Source organism: Amycolatopsis sp. NPDC003676, from assembly GCF_053587275.1.
Map to the genome: position 1 here is coordinate 1 of NZ_JBSFNS010000158.1, position 14798 is coordinate 14798.

A 14798-nucleotide genomic window follows, 5' to 3' on the forward strand; every position below is an offset into this window, starting at 1 on the left:
CTCGTCCGTGAGGGGAACCCTGAGGGAATCTGATTCCCTCAGGGTTCCCCTCACGTACCTCCGCATCGCGCGCCGGCACCGGACCGCGAGCGCCGATCACGTCGCGAGCCCTTCCACCCGGTGGCTCGGCCGCGGTAAGGCCCGGGTCGCGAGAACCGCGCAGACCACCGCCAGCGGCACCTCGGCGAAGACCGCCATCAGCACCGCCAGCGTGAAGTCCGAACCAGGGGAGGCCGTCATGGTGTCGAACCAGGCGTCGGCCAGCAGCAGGGCCGAGGTCGCGGCGGCGGTCAGGCAGGCCCGGCGGTCGCCGCGTCTGAGGAGCAGTCCGGTGGACAGCAGGCCGAGCGCCTCGAGGCTGTCCAGCCCGGTCCACGTCCAGGCCCAGTGCGCGGCCTGAGCGGTGGACGGCAGTTCGGTGTGCAGGAAGACCAGCCAGGGAATCATCGCCAGCCCGAGCACAGTGAGAACCGTAGCCGCCCGGCGAAGCACCAGAGGGAACGGCGAAGCGGCCTTCGGCAGGATCCGCGGGACACCGCTCGCCATGACACTCCCTCCGGTGCCCGCCCCTCGAGCACCACATCAGGATGTCTTCGCGGCGTGCCCGAGGCAGTAACGCTCCTATCCGACTTGATGGTGGCAGTAGGTACACCTCCCGCCAGAACTAATCCGCGTCCCGGAGATCAGGCATATCTCTGAGCTGCCTCCGTGACGTGATACCCAGCTTGCGAAAGATATTCCGAAGGTGCGCATCTACCGTCCGAGGACTGAGGAACAACCGCGTAGCGACCTCTTTGGACGTTGCCCCCGCGGCGACCTCGCGGGCGATGTGCATTTCCTGCATGGTCAACCGGTCATAGGTATGCGAGGAACGGTTGCGCGCGACCTCCCCGGTAGCGCGCAGCTCATCGGCCGCCCGTCGCGTGAACGCCTCCAGCCCGATCTTCGACAGCTGCTCATGCGCGACCCGCAGATGCTCGCGTGCGTCGCGACGGCGGCCCGCGCGGCGCAGCCATTCCCCGTACCGCAGGTGTGCCCGCGCGATCTGCACGGGAAGCGGACTGCCCGTCAAATACGAGAACGCCGTGAGATAGTCGTCTTCCGCGTCGGTGACCATCGCCCGCGCACCTGCCGCGACACCGAGCGCGAAGTCGGTGCCAGCGGATTCCGTGCGCTCCACCAACGCATCCAGTGCCGACTGCGCGACGGTGTCTTCCCCGCATCGCACGGCTGCTTCGATCTGTTCGGGCAGCGCGATGCCGGTGAGGAAGAGGTCACCGCTCGCGACGGCCTGCGTCGCGGCTTCGAAAGCGGCGGGATATTCGCCAAGGCCGTTGTACAGCACGGCCATCGCCCAGTGGGCGTTCGCGGTCAGCTGCCCGGTGGGTCGGCTCGTGGCCTCGGCGAACAGGTCGAGCACCTCCTGCTTGCGGCCGCGCATCGCCGCCAGGTGCACTCGCGGGTAGAGCTGCGGCGGATCGCCGAGAGCGTCGGCGATGGCTTCCTCCTCGGCGATCGCGGCCATCGCCTGTCCGAAGTTCCCGGTGAGCACCGCATAAACCGCCGCTTGCGACAGGCCGAGCCGGATGGTCATCGGCGATCCGGTGGACTGTCCGGTGCGCGTCAGCCAGTCGATGATCGTCCGGTGCAGGTCGAGGTCCCACAGTTCGCCCGCGAGCACGGTGGCCAGCGCGGGCGTGCGGGTCCAGCCCGCGTCGTCGCCGGTGAGGACCTGCCGGATGGCGGGCACCCCGGTGCGGTGGCCCTCGGTGGTCAAGCGCACGAGCGCGGCCAGCAGATCCGGCGGTCCGGACAGGGGTGCGGCGGCGAGCACCCGGTCCAGCACTCCCGCGGCCCGCCCGACGACCAGCCCCATTTCGAGCGCCGCCACCAGGAACTCGCGCGACCGTTCCGGATCGCTGTCCGCGAGCTGCTGCGCGGCGTGCAGGATGATCTCCGGACCGCGAACCGCCCCGTCCGCGCCTTGGACGAAGGCGATCTGCCCGCGCAACAGGTCGACCGAGGCGTGCTGCGGAAGCGCCAGCGTTGAGATGTCAATGCTGGTCAGCAGGTCTGCGGCGGCGTCGGTCCGGCCTGCCGCGAGCGTCGCCCGCGCGGCGGCCAGCGTGCGTTCGACCTGCTTGCCGGGGTCGAGCGACAGCGCGGCGGCGCGCTCGAGGAACGCGGCAGCGGCTGCGACACCACCGCGTGCCTGTGCGCGGGAAGCCGACAGCTCCAGCTCCGCCGCGACCTCCTCGTCCGGCCCGGCGGTGGCCTGCGCACGGTGCCAGGCGCGACGGTCGCCAGCGGTGGCCGGGTCGGTGACGTCAGCCAGCGCTCGGTGCGCGGCCTGCCGCTGTTTTGGCTCAGCCGCGCGGTAAGCGGCCGAGCGCGCGAGCGGATGCGCGAAGCGCGCCCGGATGTCGAACTGGATCAGCCCGGACGCCTCAGCAGCGGCGCTCGCGGCGGGCACGTCGAGGTCCAGCTGTCGCGCGGCTGCCCACAGCAGACCTGGGTCGCCGGTGGGATCGGCGCTCGCGAGGATCAGCAGCTGCCGCGCGTCCGGGGGCAGATCCGCCATTCTCGCGAGGAAACTCCGCTCGATCCGGCTCGCGATCGGCGACGGCGTCGGCAGCGCGTAACCGCCTGCTTTCGGCAGTTCGATCAGGGCCAGCGGGTTGCCGCGGGCTTCGGCGAGCAGGCGATCGCGCACCCGCTCGTCCAGCGTCACGGTCTTCTCCTCGGCCAGCAAGGCGCGGGCTTGCGCGTCGCTCAGGCCGCCGACGGTCATGCCCGGCAGTTCGTCCAGCCCCGGGACCGGATCCTGGTCGCGGGCGGCGAACACCATCGCGATCGGCTCGGCTGAGATGCGCCGGGCCAGGAATGTCAACGCTCGCGCCGAGGCAGCGTCCAGCCAGTGCGCGTCGTCGATCACGCACAGCATCGGACGTTCCGCGGCCGCGGTGGCCAGCAGCTCGAGCGCGGCGAGACCGACGCGGAACGGGTCCGGCGCGCCGTCGGCCAGCCCGAAGGCGACCAGGAGGGAGTCGCGGTGGGGCGTCGAGAGGGTGTCGAGGTGCGCCAGCACCGGAACGCACAGCTGGTGCAGCGCCGCGAACGGCAGCTCGCCCTCGAACTCCGACCCGGACGCGCGGATCCGCTGAAACCGCTCCGCTGCCTGTTCGACGTGGTCCAGCAGCGCGCTCTTGCCGATCCCCGGCTCGCCGCGCAGGACGAGCACGCCGCCCTCGCCCCGCTCCGCGGCGCTGACCAGCGCGAGAAGGCGCTCGATCTCGTCGTGCCGGCCGATGAGGGAGGACGTCGTGGGCATGGTCCGAACCTTAGGGCAGCGCGGCCGTAGGCGAAGTAGGCGATTGTCACCGACGCGAGCGGCGGGGTGTCCGGGCGATGGTGGTGACCGGCCCTCCGAGGAAAGGAATTCCACAATGGACACCGTGCTCGTCACCGGAGCGACCGGAACTGTCGGCTCCGCGCTGATCCCCGCTCTGCAAGCACGCGGCAGCACCGTCCGCGCCATGACCCGGGGCCGTCCTGTTGACGGTGTCGAGACCGCCATCGCCGATCTGCAGGACCCGGCCTCGGTCGCCGCGGCGCTGAAGGGGGTCGACGCGGTGTTCCTGAACAGCCCTTCGGCCCCGGACGCCGCCGAGTTGCAGATCCAGTTCGCCAACCTGGCCCGCGACGCCGGCGTCAACCGGCTCGTGCTGCTTTCCCAGTACGCGGCCCGCGCCGATTCGCCGGTGCGCTTCCTGCGCTGGCACGCCGAAGTCGAGGCGCATGTCGAGAAGATCGGGCTCGACTACACCGTGCTCCGGCCCAATCTCTATCTGCAGGCGTTGCTCAACTTCTCCGCCACCATCGCGCAAGGATTCTTCGCCGCGCCGATCGGCGACGCGGCTGTCAGCGTCATCGACACCAGAGATATCTCAGCTGCCGCCGCTGCCGTACTAACCAGCAGCGGACACTCCGGCCGCACCTACACCCTCACCGGCCCGCGCGCCGTGACCCACACCGAGATCGCCGCCGCCCTTTCGGCCGCCACCGGACGCGACATCGCGTTCCACGACGCACCCGCGGACCAGTTCGCCGCCGCGCTGACCGGCTTGCTTCCGGCGTGGCAGATCGGCGGTCTCGTGGAGGACTACGCCCACTACGCCCGCGGCGAGGCCGCCGAGGTGCACACCTCTGTCGCCGATCTCACCGGTCGCCCCGCGCGCGACCTCACCGATTTCGCCCTGGACTACGCCGCCGCGTTCGCGGCTCTCTGAAAGGAAAATCCGATGATCTACCACAGCATTCGATTCACCCTCAAGCCCGAGGTCACTCCGGACGAGAAGGCTGAGCTCGTCGCGAAGATGCGCGAGCTGTTCGACGCGATCCCGGCGGTCAAGTCTCGTGTCGTCGGCCCGGATTTCGGCGGGAAGTACGAATACGGCGCCGTCCTGGTGATCGAGGACATCGACGGGTACTCGGACTACATGAACCACCCGGCGCATCTCGAACTGGACCGGCTCGGACTGCCGTTCGTCGACGAGTTCATGTCGTCCGACATCACCGACGACCCGGACCCGGAGATCGGCGCGAAGATCGCTGAGGTGCACCGGATCCGGTTCGAGAACGTGCCGGACATCGCGGACCTCATCTCCGGTCTCGCCTCGTACACCGGAAGCGCGGCACCTGGCCCGCACGGCAGTTGACGCGGTGTGGCGGGCGTGGTTTCGCTGGTGAACCGCGCCCGCCGCGTTAATTCGTTCGCGCCGGCCCCGGCTTTCCGGTTAGACTGGTCGCCGCTGCTGCCGTTCATCGGAGAGGGACATTGATCTTCTGAGGTTCAGAGACACCGCGACCCGGGTTTTCGCCCGTCGCGCGTCTGGCCTCGGATGACGGCAACCAGAATCCCGTCCCGTGATACGCGTGCTGCGCCGCGGTGTCTCCACGTTCCTGTCCACCTCGAACGGGGGGGTTACTAATCCGACCAAAAGCAGGCCGTCCCCCACCCGACACGTGACCGTTGCTACGAAGCTGTTAGGCCGTGGCTGTGGTCGGATTAGTAATGATCGGCACAGTATGCCTATGTCTTCGTCCATTGTGTGCTCAGACCTCAGTTTCGCCTGGCCGGACGGCGAGGTCGTCTTCGACCGGTTCAGCCTGGCGATCAGCGAGGGCCGCACCGGGCTCATCGGCCTCAACGGGTCCGGAAAATCCACCCTGCTGCGGCTGATTTCCGGGGAACTGCGGCCGGCCGGGGGCTCGATCAGCGTGTCCGGCGAACTCGGCTACCTGCCGCAAAACCTGATCCTCGCCGCCGACCGCCGGGTGGACGAGGTGCTCGGGCTGCGGGAGATTCGGGCCGCGCTCGCCGCGATCGAACGCGGGGAAGCCGACGAACGCCATTTCGCGACCGTCGGCGATCAGTGGGACGTCGAGGAACGCACCCGCGCGACGCTCGATCAGCTCGGCCTCGCACAGGTCGGCCTGGACGCGCGGGCGGGCCAGCTGTCCGGCGGCGAACTGATCCTGCTCGGTCTTGCCGCGCAGTTCCTGCGGCAGCCGGACGTGCTCGTGCTCGACGAACCGACCAACAACCTGGACCTGCGGGCCCGGTGCCGGGTCGGCGAGGCGGTCCGGGCGTGGAAAGGCGTGCTGGTGCTGGTATCTCACGACCGCGAGTTGCTGCGCCACGTCGACCGGATCGGCGATCTCCGGTCTGGCGAGGTGACCTTCTACGGCGGGAATCTGGAGGACTACGAGGCCGCGGTGGCCGTCGAGCAGGAGGCGGCGGCGCGGATGATGCGTGCCGCGGAGTCGGATCTCAAACGGCAGAAGCGGGAGCTGATCGAGGCGCGGACCAAACTGGACCGGCGTGCCCGGTACGGCCGGAAACAGTGGGAGAACAAGCGCGAGCCCAAGGTCCGGATGCGCAAACGCCAGGAGGACGCGGAAATCGCCGCGGGCAAGCACCGCACGATGCATCTCGGCAAGGTGGCGGAGGCCAAGGAACGGCTGAAGGAGGCCGAGGACGCGGTCCGCGTCGACGACGAGATCCGGATCGACCTTCCGGAAACCACGGTGCCGTCCGGTAAAGAAGTACTCACACTGTCCGATGTGGAGCTTCGGAACGGTCTCGCGGTGGACCTCGCGCTGCGCGGTCCGGAGCGGATCGCAGTGGTCGGGCCGAACGGTTCCGGCAAAACTACGCTGCTGCAAACGATCACCGGAGTGATCGAGCCGCGCGCCGGAAGTGTCAAGGTCCCGGTTCCGGTGCGCTGGCTGCCGCAACGGCTCGACATTCTCGACGACACACTGTCCGCCGCACAGAACGTGGCCCGGGCGGCTCCGTCCGCGTCGAACAACGAGATCCGCGCTCAACTCGCGCGATTCCTGTTGCGCGGCAGACAAGCGGATCAAGCCGCCGGAAGCCTTTCCGGCGGCGAGCGTTTCCGGGCGACGCTGGCGACGTTGCTGCTGGCGGAACCGGCGCCGCAGCTGCTGTTGCTGGACGAGCCCACCAACAATCTGGACCTCGCCAGCGTCCGGCAACTGTCGGAGGCTCTGAATGCTTACGCTGGCGCCCTTATTGTGGTCAGCCACGACATCCCGTTCCTGCACACGATCGGTGCGACGAGATGGGTGCAGCTAGGGTCCACAGTGGAGGAAAAGATGGTCAGCGGATCGCGGTGAGGAGCGTGACTGCTCCCGCCGCGATCAGCGCCGCCGCGAATCCGGTCCCGCCGCCGAGGTTGGCGACCGTGCTGAACACTGCGACCCCGCCGCCCGCGCCGATGGCGAACCCCACTTCCTGTGTCGCTCCGGCCGCTCCGGCGTATTCGGCGGTCGCGGCCTCGAACAGTGCAGTGGTCGCCAAGGTGCCGATCGCGCCGTACCCAAACCCGACCAACGCAACCGGAAGCACTGTGTGAGTCAACGGAATCGCGGCTAGCCCGGCAGCCTGAATCACCAACGCGACGGAGGTCGACGTCCGGCTGCGCAGCCAATTCAGGCTGAACGGCGCGACCAACCCGCCGATTGCGGTGGCCACAGCTTGCGGAGCCAACGCGAAACCCGCCTCAATGGGCGTCCGCCCTTGCGCGTGCTGAAGTTCGAGGCTGACGAGATAGAGACAAGCCGCAGCCGTCGCGGCGGAAACCACAATCCGCGCGAACGACGACGCGAACCCCGGTCGCAGAAACAACCGCACCTGCAACAACGGTTCCCGGAGCCGAAGCTGTCTGCGCACGAACACAATCCCCGCCGCCAAACCCGCTGCAGTGCACAACAATCCGCGCAACGGTGCGACGGTGATTTCCTGCAGCCCGTACACAATCCCGCCGATCGCCGTCACCGACCACAGCAGACTCGGGATCTCCCATCCGGCAGCCGCCTGTCCGACGGATTCGGGCAGCAACCACACCGCCAGCGCGATCGTGAACGCCGCGAGCGGCACCAGCGCGAGGAAAACCCAGCGCCAGCCCGGCCCTTCGGTCAACAGGCCGCCGACGACCGGCCCGAGCGCGTTCCCTGCTCCCAGCGTCGTGACCCACGATCCGTTGGCGAACGCGAGCGAGCGCCCGGAAAAGAGCGATCCGATCGTGCCGACGACCCCGGCCAGAATCAGCGCGCTGGCCACCCCGAGCAACCCTCGGCACACAATGAGCAACGCCGCGCTGGTGGCGGCCGCAGCCACCGCGTTCAGCACCGCCAACGCGCTCACGCCCAGCAACAGCACGCGTTTCCGCCCGTACCGGTCGCCCGCGCGAGCCGCCCCGACCATCGCGACCGCCAGGGCGAGCGGGTACACGTCGACGATCCACGCGCGCGCCGGCGCGGACACCTGCAGTTCGGCAGCGATCCGCGGCAGCGCGGTGTTGACCATGCCGAGGGCGAGACTTCCGCCGAGCACTCCCGCCAGCAAAGGAATCAGAACGAGCCCGCGCCGCGGCTCCACCCGGGTCAACGCCATGCGACGATCGTGTCCGGGTACCCCGTTGGCCGACAAGTACGGACTTCGCCGTCCCGTACTAACCGAATGGATAGTGAGGAGGTCGGATGCGTCCGCAAACGGAAAAAGCCGTGCGAGCGTGGCGAACCTCATGCGCCGCCGAGATCACGACGATGGTGCTCGGCGGCGCGTGGAAGCCGAGCATCCTGCACGCATTGGCCGACCACGGCGTGCTCCGGTTCGGCGAACTCTCGCGCCTGCTGTCGGATCTCACCGACCGGGTCCTGACCCGGCAACTACGCGAACTGGAAGCCGACGGCCTCCTGCGTCGCGTGGTGTACCCGCAGGTGCCGCCGAAGGTCGAGTACAGCCTGACGGAACTGGGTGAAAACGCGCAGGAGGTCCTGAACGCGATGGCGGCGTGGGGCCGGTCGTACGCCGAGAAGCACGACCCCGGCCGGTGATCCGCCGGGCCTTTCCGGCAGCGGATTCTCCGTAGGATCAAGGTCATGAGCGAGCGGGACGAACTGCCGAGCAACTGGGGTCGCTGGGGCGCCGACGACGAACGCGGCACACTGAACCTGATCACCGACGAGGTCCGCGAACGAGCCGGGCGCGAAGTGCGCACCGGCCGCTCGGTCTCCCTCGCGGTGCCGATCCGGCCCGCACCAGTGCTGAGCGGCCCCTTCCCGCCGCGGACCGCCGAAGAGTCGCCGGTGCAGCAGCTCATGCTGTACACCGGAAGCCCGGCGTTCGCGCACGCGGACGCCATGACGGTGACGAATCACCACACCCTGTCGACGCACCTGGACGCGCTGGCGCACATCCCGCAGGACGGGCAGGTGTACCCGGGCCGCCCGGCGAACGAGAGCGTCACGATGGGCGGCGTCGTGCACGGGTCGACCGCGGCGTTCGCCGAAGGGATTGTGACCAGGGGAGTCCTGCTGGATCTCGGTGCCGACGGCCCGGTGCCCGCCGATCGCGCGATCACCGGGCGGGACCTCGATGCCGCGGAGGAACGCTTCGAAGTCCACGTCGAACCCGGCGACGCACTGATCGCGCGGTTCGGATGGGTACGGACCCGCTACCGCGGCAACCCGATGCCCGGCATGAGCGTCGACGCGGTGCGGTGGATGCACGACCGCGGTGTGTCGCTGTATGCCGGAGACCTCTCGGATGCTTACCCGCCCTCGCAACCGTTCGCGATGCACGGGGTGGCCCTCCCGAGGTTGGGCATGCCGTTGATCGACGCCGTGGACGCCGACGAACTCGCCACGGTGTGTGCTGAGCTTGGCCGGTACAGCTTTCTCTTTGTCGCCGCACCGCCGCGAATCCTCGGGTTGACGGGGGTGCCGGTCAATCCGCTCGCGATCTTCTGAGCGGCCTCGGTCTTCCCGGTCGGCCATTTTTTGGTGGCGGCAAGGGCAGTCTCTTGTTCTCGGCGGGCCCCGGCATCGCCATGGACCTGATCGAGCCTCCGGGACGAAGCGCCGCGTGGCCGACGCGCTCAACACCGGACCCGCCTCGCATTACGCGCACGTCGTCAACAAAACCGATCTCGACGAGCTGCTCATCGCGCGGCTGAGCGCGAAAATCGACCTGCCGAAGCCGGATGGCGCGTTTGCCGGCCCGTACGAACTGACCTGCGGCCGCGAGGTCCGGGGCAGCGGTGCGTACTGGCACGAGCTCCCGGCGATCGCGACCAGGCGGAATATAGCGGACGGACTACCTTGCACAGCAACGAAAACCAGCGTTCGCAGTTGCTGCTGCCTCGGATTCCCAAGGCCTGACCGCCGCACTTCGCGAACCGGGGTCACCCGCCGAACCCGCGGCACGGAACCGCCGGTTTCGCGAAAGCGCCAGACGCCGCCCTCGATCGGCGGCACCGTGCGGGACAGATTGTCGCCGTCGTACGTGGTCGCGACCAAAGGCCCGTCCGGGCCGGGTGCCGCCACGCCCACGACCAGACCGGACAAATGGACCGTCTGCGGGCTGAGATACATGCGTTAGTCCTTTCGCCGATCGGTTCCGACGATAGCGGCGATCGAAGAACAGTTCTCGCGCAATGGGGGATATTCCGGCTATCATTTCCGGGCTAACGTCGACCTGTCGGGGGTCTGGCCGAGAAGGAGGTCGCATTCCCCGCCCTTGGTCAATCCGGCTTGAAGGCGACGAAATTCCGTGCGGCCGAAAGAATGAGCAGCTGTGCTCCGAACGGCCGTGAGCACGTGCGGCGCGGCTGAGGCGGGGCAGTCCCTTTTTCCTGTGTTCTGCCCAATCATGGAACGGGTGATCAGCAGTCATGAGAAAAGTTATTGTCGCGGCGATGTGTGTTCTCGCCTTGCTCGGGATGGGCGTTCCCGCCAACGCTGACCCGGCGCCGTCGAGCACCGTGAGCATTACGCCGACCACTGTCGCGCCAGGGGCGGCCCTGACCTTCTCGGTGACCCTGTCGAACGCCGACGCTGATCCGCTGAAAGGCGGAAAGCTCGGTCTGGGCGTGGCGAACGGCGCGATCAACCAACTCCTGGACGTCAGCACCTGTCCGCTGTGCTACCAGGCCGGAAACACCATTCGCTACGACGTGGGCGACGTCCCGGTCAACGGCAGCAAAACCTTCACCTTCACCATCGGGGTTTTCGCCAACGCACAGCTCGGGCAGTACGTAATCGAGCACCAGTTCGTCGGAGACAATTACTCGTACGAGACGTTGGAAGGCCCGACGGTCACCGTCTCCCGGTAGCGAGCGGTCGGCACTGCGTCGCGGGGTTGTCGTCTGTGAGGGGAACCCTGAGGGAATCTGATTCCCTCAGGGTTCCCCTCACGTACCTGACTACGCTGCGGTGCCCTCGATGTGTGCCTTCAGCAGTTCCAGCCCGGGCTGGATGCGGGCCGGGTCTTCGACCGGGTGCGGGCCGGCCGGTTCGGTGGGCGGGATCAGGCGCTCGAACAGGCGGCAGAACAGGGTCGTGCCGTCGCCGAGGTCGAAGGTGGTGAAGGTGGCGATCGCGTGCATCGACGGCGCCAGGGTTCCGTCTTCGAGCACGTCGCGGCCGACCACGGTCCAGAGCTTGCCCGGGACTCGCGCGACGACGGTGTACAGCTTCGGCTTCTCGTTCAGGTCCGGCACGATGGTTTCGAGCAGTTCGTCGCCGAGTTCCGCGGGAACGTCCGCGGTGCCGCGCCGCACTTCGGTTCCGGACGCCATCGGCAGCCACTTCGGCAGGTTCGACCAGGTGGTCGCCCAGTCGTACACCTCCTGCGCCGGACGCTTGACCACGATGCGGTTTTCGACGAAGCGGATGTTGAGGTTGTCCGGAATCTGCCGGACGTACAGTGCTTCAGACATGATTTCTCTCTTTTTTCGGGGTTATTTGGGGGAATGCTGGCCGGTCATGAGCGCGCCGAGGTCGTCCGGTTCGAGGAACGACGGCGGCGGGGGCGGGCCCCAGCTGAACAGGCCCTGTGCGCCTTCGAAAACCTCCGGCTTCCAGATCTCGTCCTCGGGGACGCAGTCCATGTCGGAGTAGTACTCGCTGAAGTTCCCGGCCGGGTCTTTGAGATACCAGAAGAAATTGGAGCCCGCGTGATGGCGGCCGAGGCCCCAGACGTGCCGGTCGGGATGGCCGTTCAGCATCGCCGCGGCGCCGCGGCCGACGTCGTCGATGTCGTCGACCTGCCAGGACGTGTGGTGCAGGAAGTTCACCGGGGCCGCGAGCGCCAGCACGTTGTGGTGGTCGACCGAGCAGCGCATGAAGGCGCCCTTGTTGCCGATGTAGTCGCTGACCTTGAAGCCGAGCGCCTCGGTGAAAAACCGCATGGTGGCGTCGAGATCGGTGGTGCCCACCACGCAGTGGCCGAGTTTCTTCGGCCGGACCGCGCTGGTGCGCACCACTCCGGGCGCACGGCCGGACCGTTCGATGCGGCCGGGTCCGTTGTACGGGGTGGCCAGCACCGGTTGCTGCGTGATCCGCGGTGAGATCTCAACTCGGACGGTGAATCCGGAGACCGGCTCGATCGCCGCGACGGCGGTGCCGGTCTCGGTGCTTACGACGCCGAGCCGGTTGAGGCGCGCCGCGGTGCGCGCGATGTCGTCGGCGTCGTCGACGCCCACGCCGAGTTCGAGCAACTGCCGGTATGGCGCGTGCCGGACGCGCAGCTGTTCGCCGCCGTCGAGAGTGGTGAAGGACCCGTCGCCGACGTGGTTGAGCCCGAAATCAGCGTAGTAGGCAATGGTTTCCGCGACATTCGGGACGCCCATCGTGACCCGGGTCAGCCGATGCATCCCCACGTCAGGCCTCCGGATCCGCGACGAAGGTCTGCCGCATTTCGCCGAGGCCTTCGATCCGGCTGGCCAGCTCTTCCCCGGCTCGCAGGAATCGCTGCGGCGTACGGCCGACGCCGACACCGGAGGGCGTTCCGGTGAAGACGAGATCGCCCGGGTACAGGGTGATCGATTGCGACAGAGCGGAAATCAGCTTCCCGACCGGGAAGATCAGCTCGCTGGTCCGGCCGTCCTGCACGGTCTCGCCGTCGACCGCGCACGACAAGGCCAGGTCGTTTCGATCCGCCAGCTCGTCCGGCGTGACCAGCCACGGGCCGACCGGCGCGAAGTTCGGAAAAGACTTCCCGAGGCCGAATTGCGGGGCCGGGCCCGCCAGTTGCGAGACCCGCTCGGAAAGGTCCTGCCCGATCGTCACCCCGGCGATGTGGTCCCACGCCTTGGATTCCTCGAGGTGATGGGTGGTCTGGCCGATGACCGCGACCAGCTCCACCTCCCAGTCCACGTTTCCGCCGGGCGGCAGCACGACTTCGGCGTCCGGGCCGGTCAGCGCGGAAACGAATTTGGCGAACACCGGGGGAAGGCCGTCCGGCGCGGCGAAACCCGACTCCGCGGCGTGGGCGTCGTAATTGAGCCCGACCGCGACGATCTGCCGCGGCGCGGGGGACGGCGAACCGAGCTGGGCACGGGTGAAGACGACGTCGGGTTCGGCGGTGAGTTTCTTCGCCCAAGCCCGGAATTCGGTCCAGTTCTGGTAGACGGAGCCGAAGCCGAAGATGCCGCCCGACGCTTTGGCGACGTCGATCCCCTTGTCCTCAGCGGTGAGCAGGACGGCCCGACCGTCCACATTAGCCAGTTTCACGGGTTTCTCCTCAGAAACAGAGCGTCAGATTGGTGCGCACCGGCAGCGGGAGGCTGACGACGAGGTCGTCCTCCTCGCGCCGGACGTGGAGGCCGGGGGTTCCCGTCCCGGCGGAATCGGCGGCGAACACGTCGTCGCGGAAGAGTTTCCAGGGCGCGTCGGCATTGCTGATCCGCAGCGTCACGTCGGTGGGTTTTCCGGCGACGGGACGCAAAGTCAGCGCCAGCAGCGACTTCTCCCGGTCGTACCAGGCGCGGAGAACTTCGGCCGCGCCGTCGATCCGGGTCACCTGCGGCTCGCGGAAATGCTCGGCGGTCCACGGGTGGTGATACATCTTCCACAGCCCGTCCGGGACGTTCAGCCGGGCGTAGCCGAGCATCGCGTTCCCGGTCAGCCGGTCCATGAAGATCAGGTTGCCGTTCTCGTCGAACGAACGGTCCTGGCGCGGGTAGAAGAGGCCGCCGTTCTCCCAGGTCGGGTTCAGGTACGCGTCGGCGTAGCCGAGCAGGCCGCGCAGGTTGTCCGCATCGCCGACCTCGGCCATGCAGCCGGCGACGTAGCCGAAAGCCGGGGCGCGCCAGGTGAAGTCCAGGTCGCGGGTGAACTCCGGTTCGCGGCCGGCGGCGCGGGCTTTGCGGGCCTCCAGCGTCGCGGTCGGTTCGGCGAGGGTGACCAGGCCGTCCGGGGTGCGCCGGATCTCGTCGCGGATCTGGTCCGGGTAGAGCCGGTGCACCAGGTCGCGGCTCCAGGCGTTCAGGTTCAGCGCCGTCCAGGCGTTTCCGCCGCCTTCCAGCGGCATTTCCGGCCGGTCCTGCTCGACCAGCCAGAGCCGCCAGTACTCGCCGTATTCGTTGAGGATTCCCCGCTTGTCCCACGCCGCCTGGTAGGCCTGGGTGACCTCCTCGGCGACCGACGTGCCCTTGCGCAGGTCGAGGAACCGGAACCCGAGGATCGGGAACTGGTTGCAGACGAGGAAAAGGCAGTTGGGTTCGCAGACGATGCCGTACCAGCCTTGTTCGGCCATCTGCCAGTACAGGTTGTCGGCGAGCGAACTGAGCGAGTACTCGTAGACTTCCGGGCCGAGTCCCTGGAACAGCGGGTCCCAGCGGAAGGAAAGCGCGCCGTCGCGGTCGTACTGGTCGCTGTCGAAAAGCATGCTGTGCATGCCGAGGATCGCGAAGAACCGGCCGCTGTACATGATGTTTTCTTTGAACACCGGATCGCGCCAGCCCTCGCGCAATTCGGTGATGTCCGGATTGTTGCGGATGCTGCCCCGACTGGTCTCGCGCCAGTACGCCCACACTTCCGGAAGCTGCATTTTCCGGATGATCTCCTCGAAAGCCGGACGGAACGCTCCGGGAGCGGCGGGAAGATGGTGGAAATGCGCGAAACCCAGGGTATAGGCCATCTGAGTGAGCTGATAGCGATAAGCGTCGGTCCATTCCTGGCCCCACAGCATGCTGCCCATGTTCGCCCACTCGTTGTCCTGCTGGGCGACGAGGTTGCGCACGTGCTGGACGTGTCCCGCTTGGAAGTCGTCGAGTGCGGGATACCCCGAGATGTCCGGCGCGGCGAGCATCACCGCACCGCCAGGGAGGCCTTGACGGTGGCGGCGATTTCCTTGCTGTCCACCGTATCCGCGAAGTGTGCGAGGTAGTCGCCTTCGGGCCCCATGAGGAAGGTGAACGCGCTGT

At 68.0% G+C, this 14798-nt stretch carries 14 protein-coding genes; 6 read left to right on the plus strand and 8 right to left on the minus strand.

Annotated features, from left to right (window positions below):
• Positions 1-96 precede the first annotated feature (96 nt).
• Positions 97-546, minus strand: coding sequence for a hypothetical protein (locus ACWDNU_RS41995; protein WP_370935093.1), 450 nt, complete (start codon positions 544-546; stop codon positions 97-99).
• Positions 547-664: 118 nt separating this feature from the next.
• The gene (locus tag ACWDNU_RS42000) at positions 665-3331 is read right to left on the minus strand and encodes an AAA family ATPase (protein WP_449672944.1); all 2667 of its coding nucleotides are present in this window, start codon (positions 3329-3331) and stop codon (positions 665-667) included.
• 115 nt (positions 3332-3446) lie between these two features.
• Here ACWDNU_RS42000 and ACWDNU_RS42005 point away from each other — a divergent pair, with 115 nt between their 5' ends.
• The 3 genes from ACWDNU_RS42005 to ACWDNU_RS42015 all read left to right on the plus strand — a co-directional run bounded on the left by ACWDNU_RS42005 (position 3447) and on the right by ACWDNU_RS42015 (position 6702).
• Entirely contained in the window at positions 3447-4289 is an 843-nt protein-coding gene (locus tag ACWDNU_RS42005) for an SDR family oxidoreductase (protein ID WP_449672945.1), read from the plus strand.
• A gap of 12 nt (positions 4290-4301) precedes the next feature.
• Positions 4302-4718, plus strand: coding sequence for a Dabb family protein (locus ACWDNU_RS42010; RefSeq protein WP_449672946.1), 417 nt, complete (start codon positions 4302-4304; stop codon positions 4716-4718).
• Between the two features lie 376 nt (positions 4719-5094).
• Positions 5095-6702 (plus strand): ABC-F family ATP-binding cassette domain-containing protein, encoded by a 1608-nt coding sequence (locus tag ACWDNU_RS42015; RefSeq protein WP_449672947.1) that lies wholly within the window; start codon positions 5095-5097, stop codon positions 6700-6702.
• On the opposite strand, the gene ACWDNU_RS42020 is transcribed toward ACWDNU_RS42015, so the two are convergent.
• Positions 6686-7981 carry an MFS transporter gene (locus tag ACWDNU_RS42020; RefSeq protein ID WP_449672948.1) on the minus strand — a complete coding sequence of 432 codons (1296 nt, stop codon included), beginning with the start codon at positions 7979-7981 and terminating at the stop codon, positions 6686-6688. The two genes, ACWDNU_RS42015 and ACWDNU_RS42020, sit on opposite strands and share 17 nt — an antisense overlap.
• An 86-nt stretch (positions 7982-8067) precedes the next feature.
• On the opposite strand from ACWDNU_RS42020, the gene ACWDNU_RS42025 reads away from it, so the two are divergent.
• Together ACWDNU_RS42025 and ACWDNU_RS42030 are read left to right on the plus strand one after the other, a co-directional pair.
• A complete protein-coding gene (locus tag ACWDNU_RS42025; protein ID WP_449672949.1) occupies positions 8068-8424 on the plus strand; it encodes a winged helix-turn-helix transcriptional regulator in 357 nt (118 codons plus the stop codon).
• 45 nt (positions 8425-8469) lie between these two features.
• Positions 8470-9339 (plus strand): cyclase family protein, encoded by an 870-nt coding sequence (locus tag ACWDNU_RS42030; protein ID WP_449672950.1) that lies wholly within the window; start codon positions 8470-8472, stop codon positions 9337-9339.
• A 150-nt stretch (positions 9340-9489) separates the two neighbouring features.
• On the opposite strand, the gene ACWDNU_RS42035 is transcribed toward ACWDNU_RS42030, so the two are convergent.
• Entirely contained in the window at positions 9490-9963 is a 474-nt protein-coding gene (locus ACWDNU_RS42035; protein WP_449672951.1) for a hypothetical protein, read from the minus strand.
• 299 nt (positions 9964-10262) lie between these two features.
• On the opposite strand from ACWDNU_RS42035, the gene ACWDNU_RS42040 reads away from it, so the two are divergent.
• Positions 10263-10703: a hypothetical protein gene (locus ACWDNU_RS42040; protein WP_449672952.1), complete on the plus strand. Its 441-nt coding sequence runs from the start codon at positions 10263-10265 to the stop codon at positions 10701-10703.
• 90 nt (positions 10704-10793) lie between these two features.
• Here the strand turns inward: ACWDNU_RS42040 and ACWDNU_RS42045 are convergent, their stop codons facing one another.
• The 4 genes from ACWDNU_RS42045 to ACWDNU_RS42060 are packed head-to-tail and all read right to left on the minus strand — an operon-like array spanning position 10794 to position 14683.
• Positions 10794-11309, minus strand: a complete 516-nt coding sequence (locus ACWDNU_RS42045; protein ID WP_449672953.1) for an SRPBCC family protein — start codon at positions 11307-11309, stop codon at positions 10794-10796.
• Positions 11310-11330: 21 nt separating this feature from the next.
• On the minus strand, positions 11331-12245 hold the full coding sequence (locus tag ACWDNU_RS42050; protein WP_449672956.1) for a VOC family protein: 915 nt from the start codon (positions 12243-12245) through the stop codon (positions 11331-11333).
• Between the two features lie 7 nt (positions 12246-12252).
• Positions 12253-13104, minus strand: a complete 852-nt coding sequence (locus ACWDNU_RS42055) for a fumarylacetoacetate hydrolase family protein (RefSeq protein WP_449672954.1) — start codon at positions 13102-13104, stop codon at positions 12253-12255.
• A 10-nt stretch (positions 13105-13114) separates the two neighbouring features.
• Positions 13115-14683 (minus strand): linalool dehydratase/isomerase domain-containing protein, encoded by a 1569-nt coding sequence (locus ACWDNU_RS42060; protein WP_449672955.1) that lies wholly within the window; start codon positions 14681-14683, stop codon positions 13115-13117.
• Between the last annotated feature and the right edge of the window lie 115 nt (positions 14684-14798).

Bases quoted from the DNA above. Each gene is read 5' to 3' on its own strand.
- ACWDNU_RS41995 (WP_370935093.1), bottom strand. From the start codon at position 546: ATGGCGAGCGGTGTCCCGCGGATCCTGCCGAAGGCCGCTTCGCCGTTC.
- ACWDNU_RS42000 (WP_449672944.1), bottom strand. From the start codon at position 3,331: ATGCCCACGACGTCCTCCCTCATCGGCCGGCACGACGAGATCGAGCGC.
- ACWDNU_RS42005 (WP_449672945.1), top strand. From the start codon at position 3,447: ATGGACACCGTGCTCGTCACCGGAGCGACCGGAACTGTCGGCTCCGCG.
- ACWDNU_RS42010 (WP_449672946.1), top strand. From the start codon at position 4,302: ATGATCTACCACAGCATTCGATTCACCCTCAAGCCCGAGGTCACTCCG.
- ACWDNU_RS42015 (WP_449672947.1), top strand. From the start codon at position 5,095: ATGTCTTCGTCCATTGTGTGCTCAGACCTCAGTTTCGCCTGGCCGGAC.
- ACWDNU_RS42020 (WP_449672948.1), bottom strand. From the start codon at position 7,981: ATGGCGTTGACCCGGGTGGAGCCGCGGCGCGGGCTCGTTCTGATTCCT.
- ACWDNU_RS42025 (WP_449672949.1), top strand. From the start codon at position 8,068: ATGCGTCCGCAAACGGAAAAAGCCGTGCGAGCGTGGCGAACCTCATGC.
- ACWDNU_RS42030 (WP_449672950.1), top strand. From the start codon at position 8,470: ATGAGCGAGCGGGACGAACTGCCGAGCAACTGGGGTCGCTGGGGCGCC.
- ACWDNU_RS42035 (WP_449672951.1), bottom strand. From the start codon at position 9,963: ATGTATCTCAGCCCGCAGACGGTCCATTTGTCCGGTCTGGTCGTGGGC.
- ACWDNU_RS42040 (WP_449672952.1), top strand. From the start codon at position 10,263: ATGAGAAAAGTTATTGTCGCGGCGATGTGTGTTCTCGCCTTGCTCGGG.
- ACWDNU_RS42045 (WP_449672953.1), bottom strand. From the start codon at position 11,309: ATGTCTGAAGCACTGTACGTCCGGCAGATTCCGGACAACCTCAACATC.
- ACWDNU_RS42050 (WP_449672956.1), bottom strand. From the start codon at position 12,245: ATGCATCGGCTGACCCGGGTCACGATGGGCGTCCCGAATGTCGCGGAA.
- ACWDNU_RS42060 (WP_449672955.1), bottom strand. From the start codon at position 14,683: ATGCTCGCCGCGCCGGACATCTCGGGGTATCCCGCACTCGACGACTTC.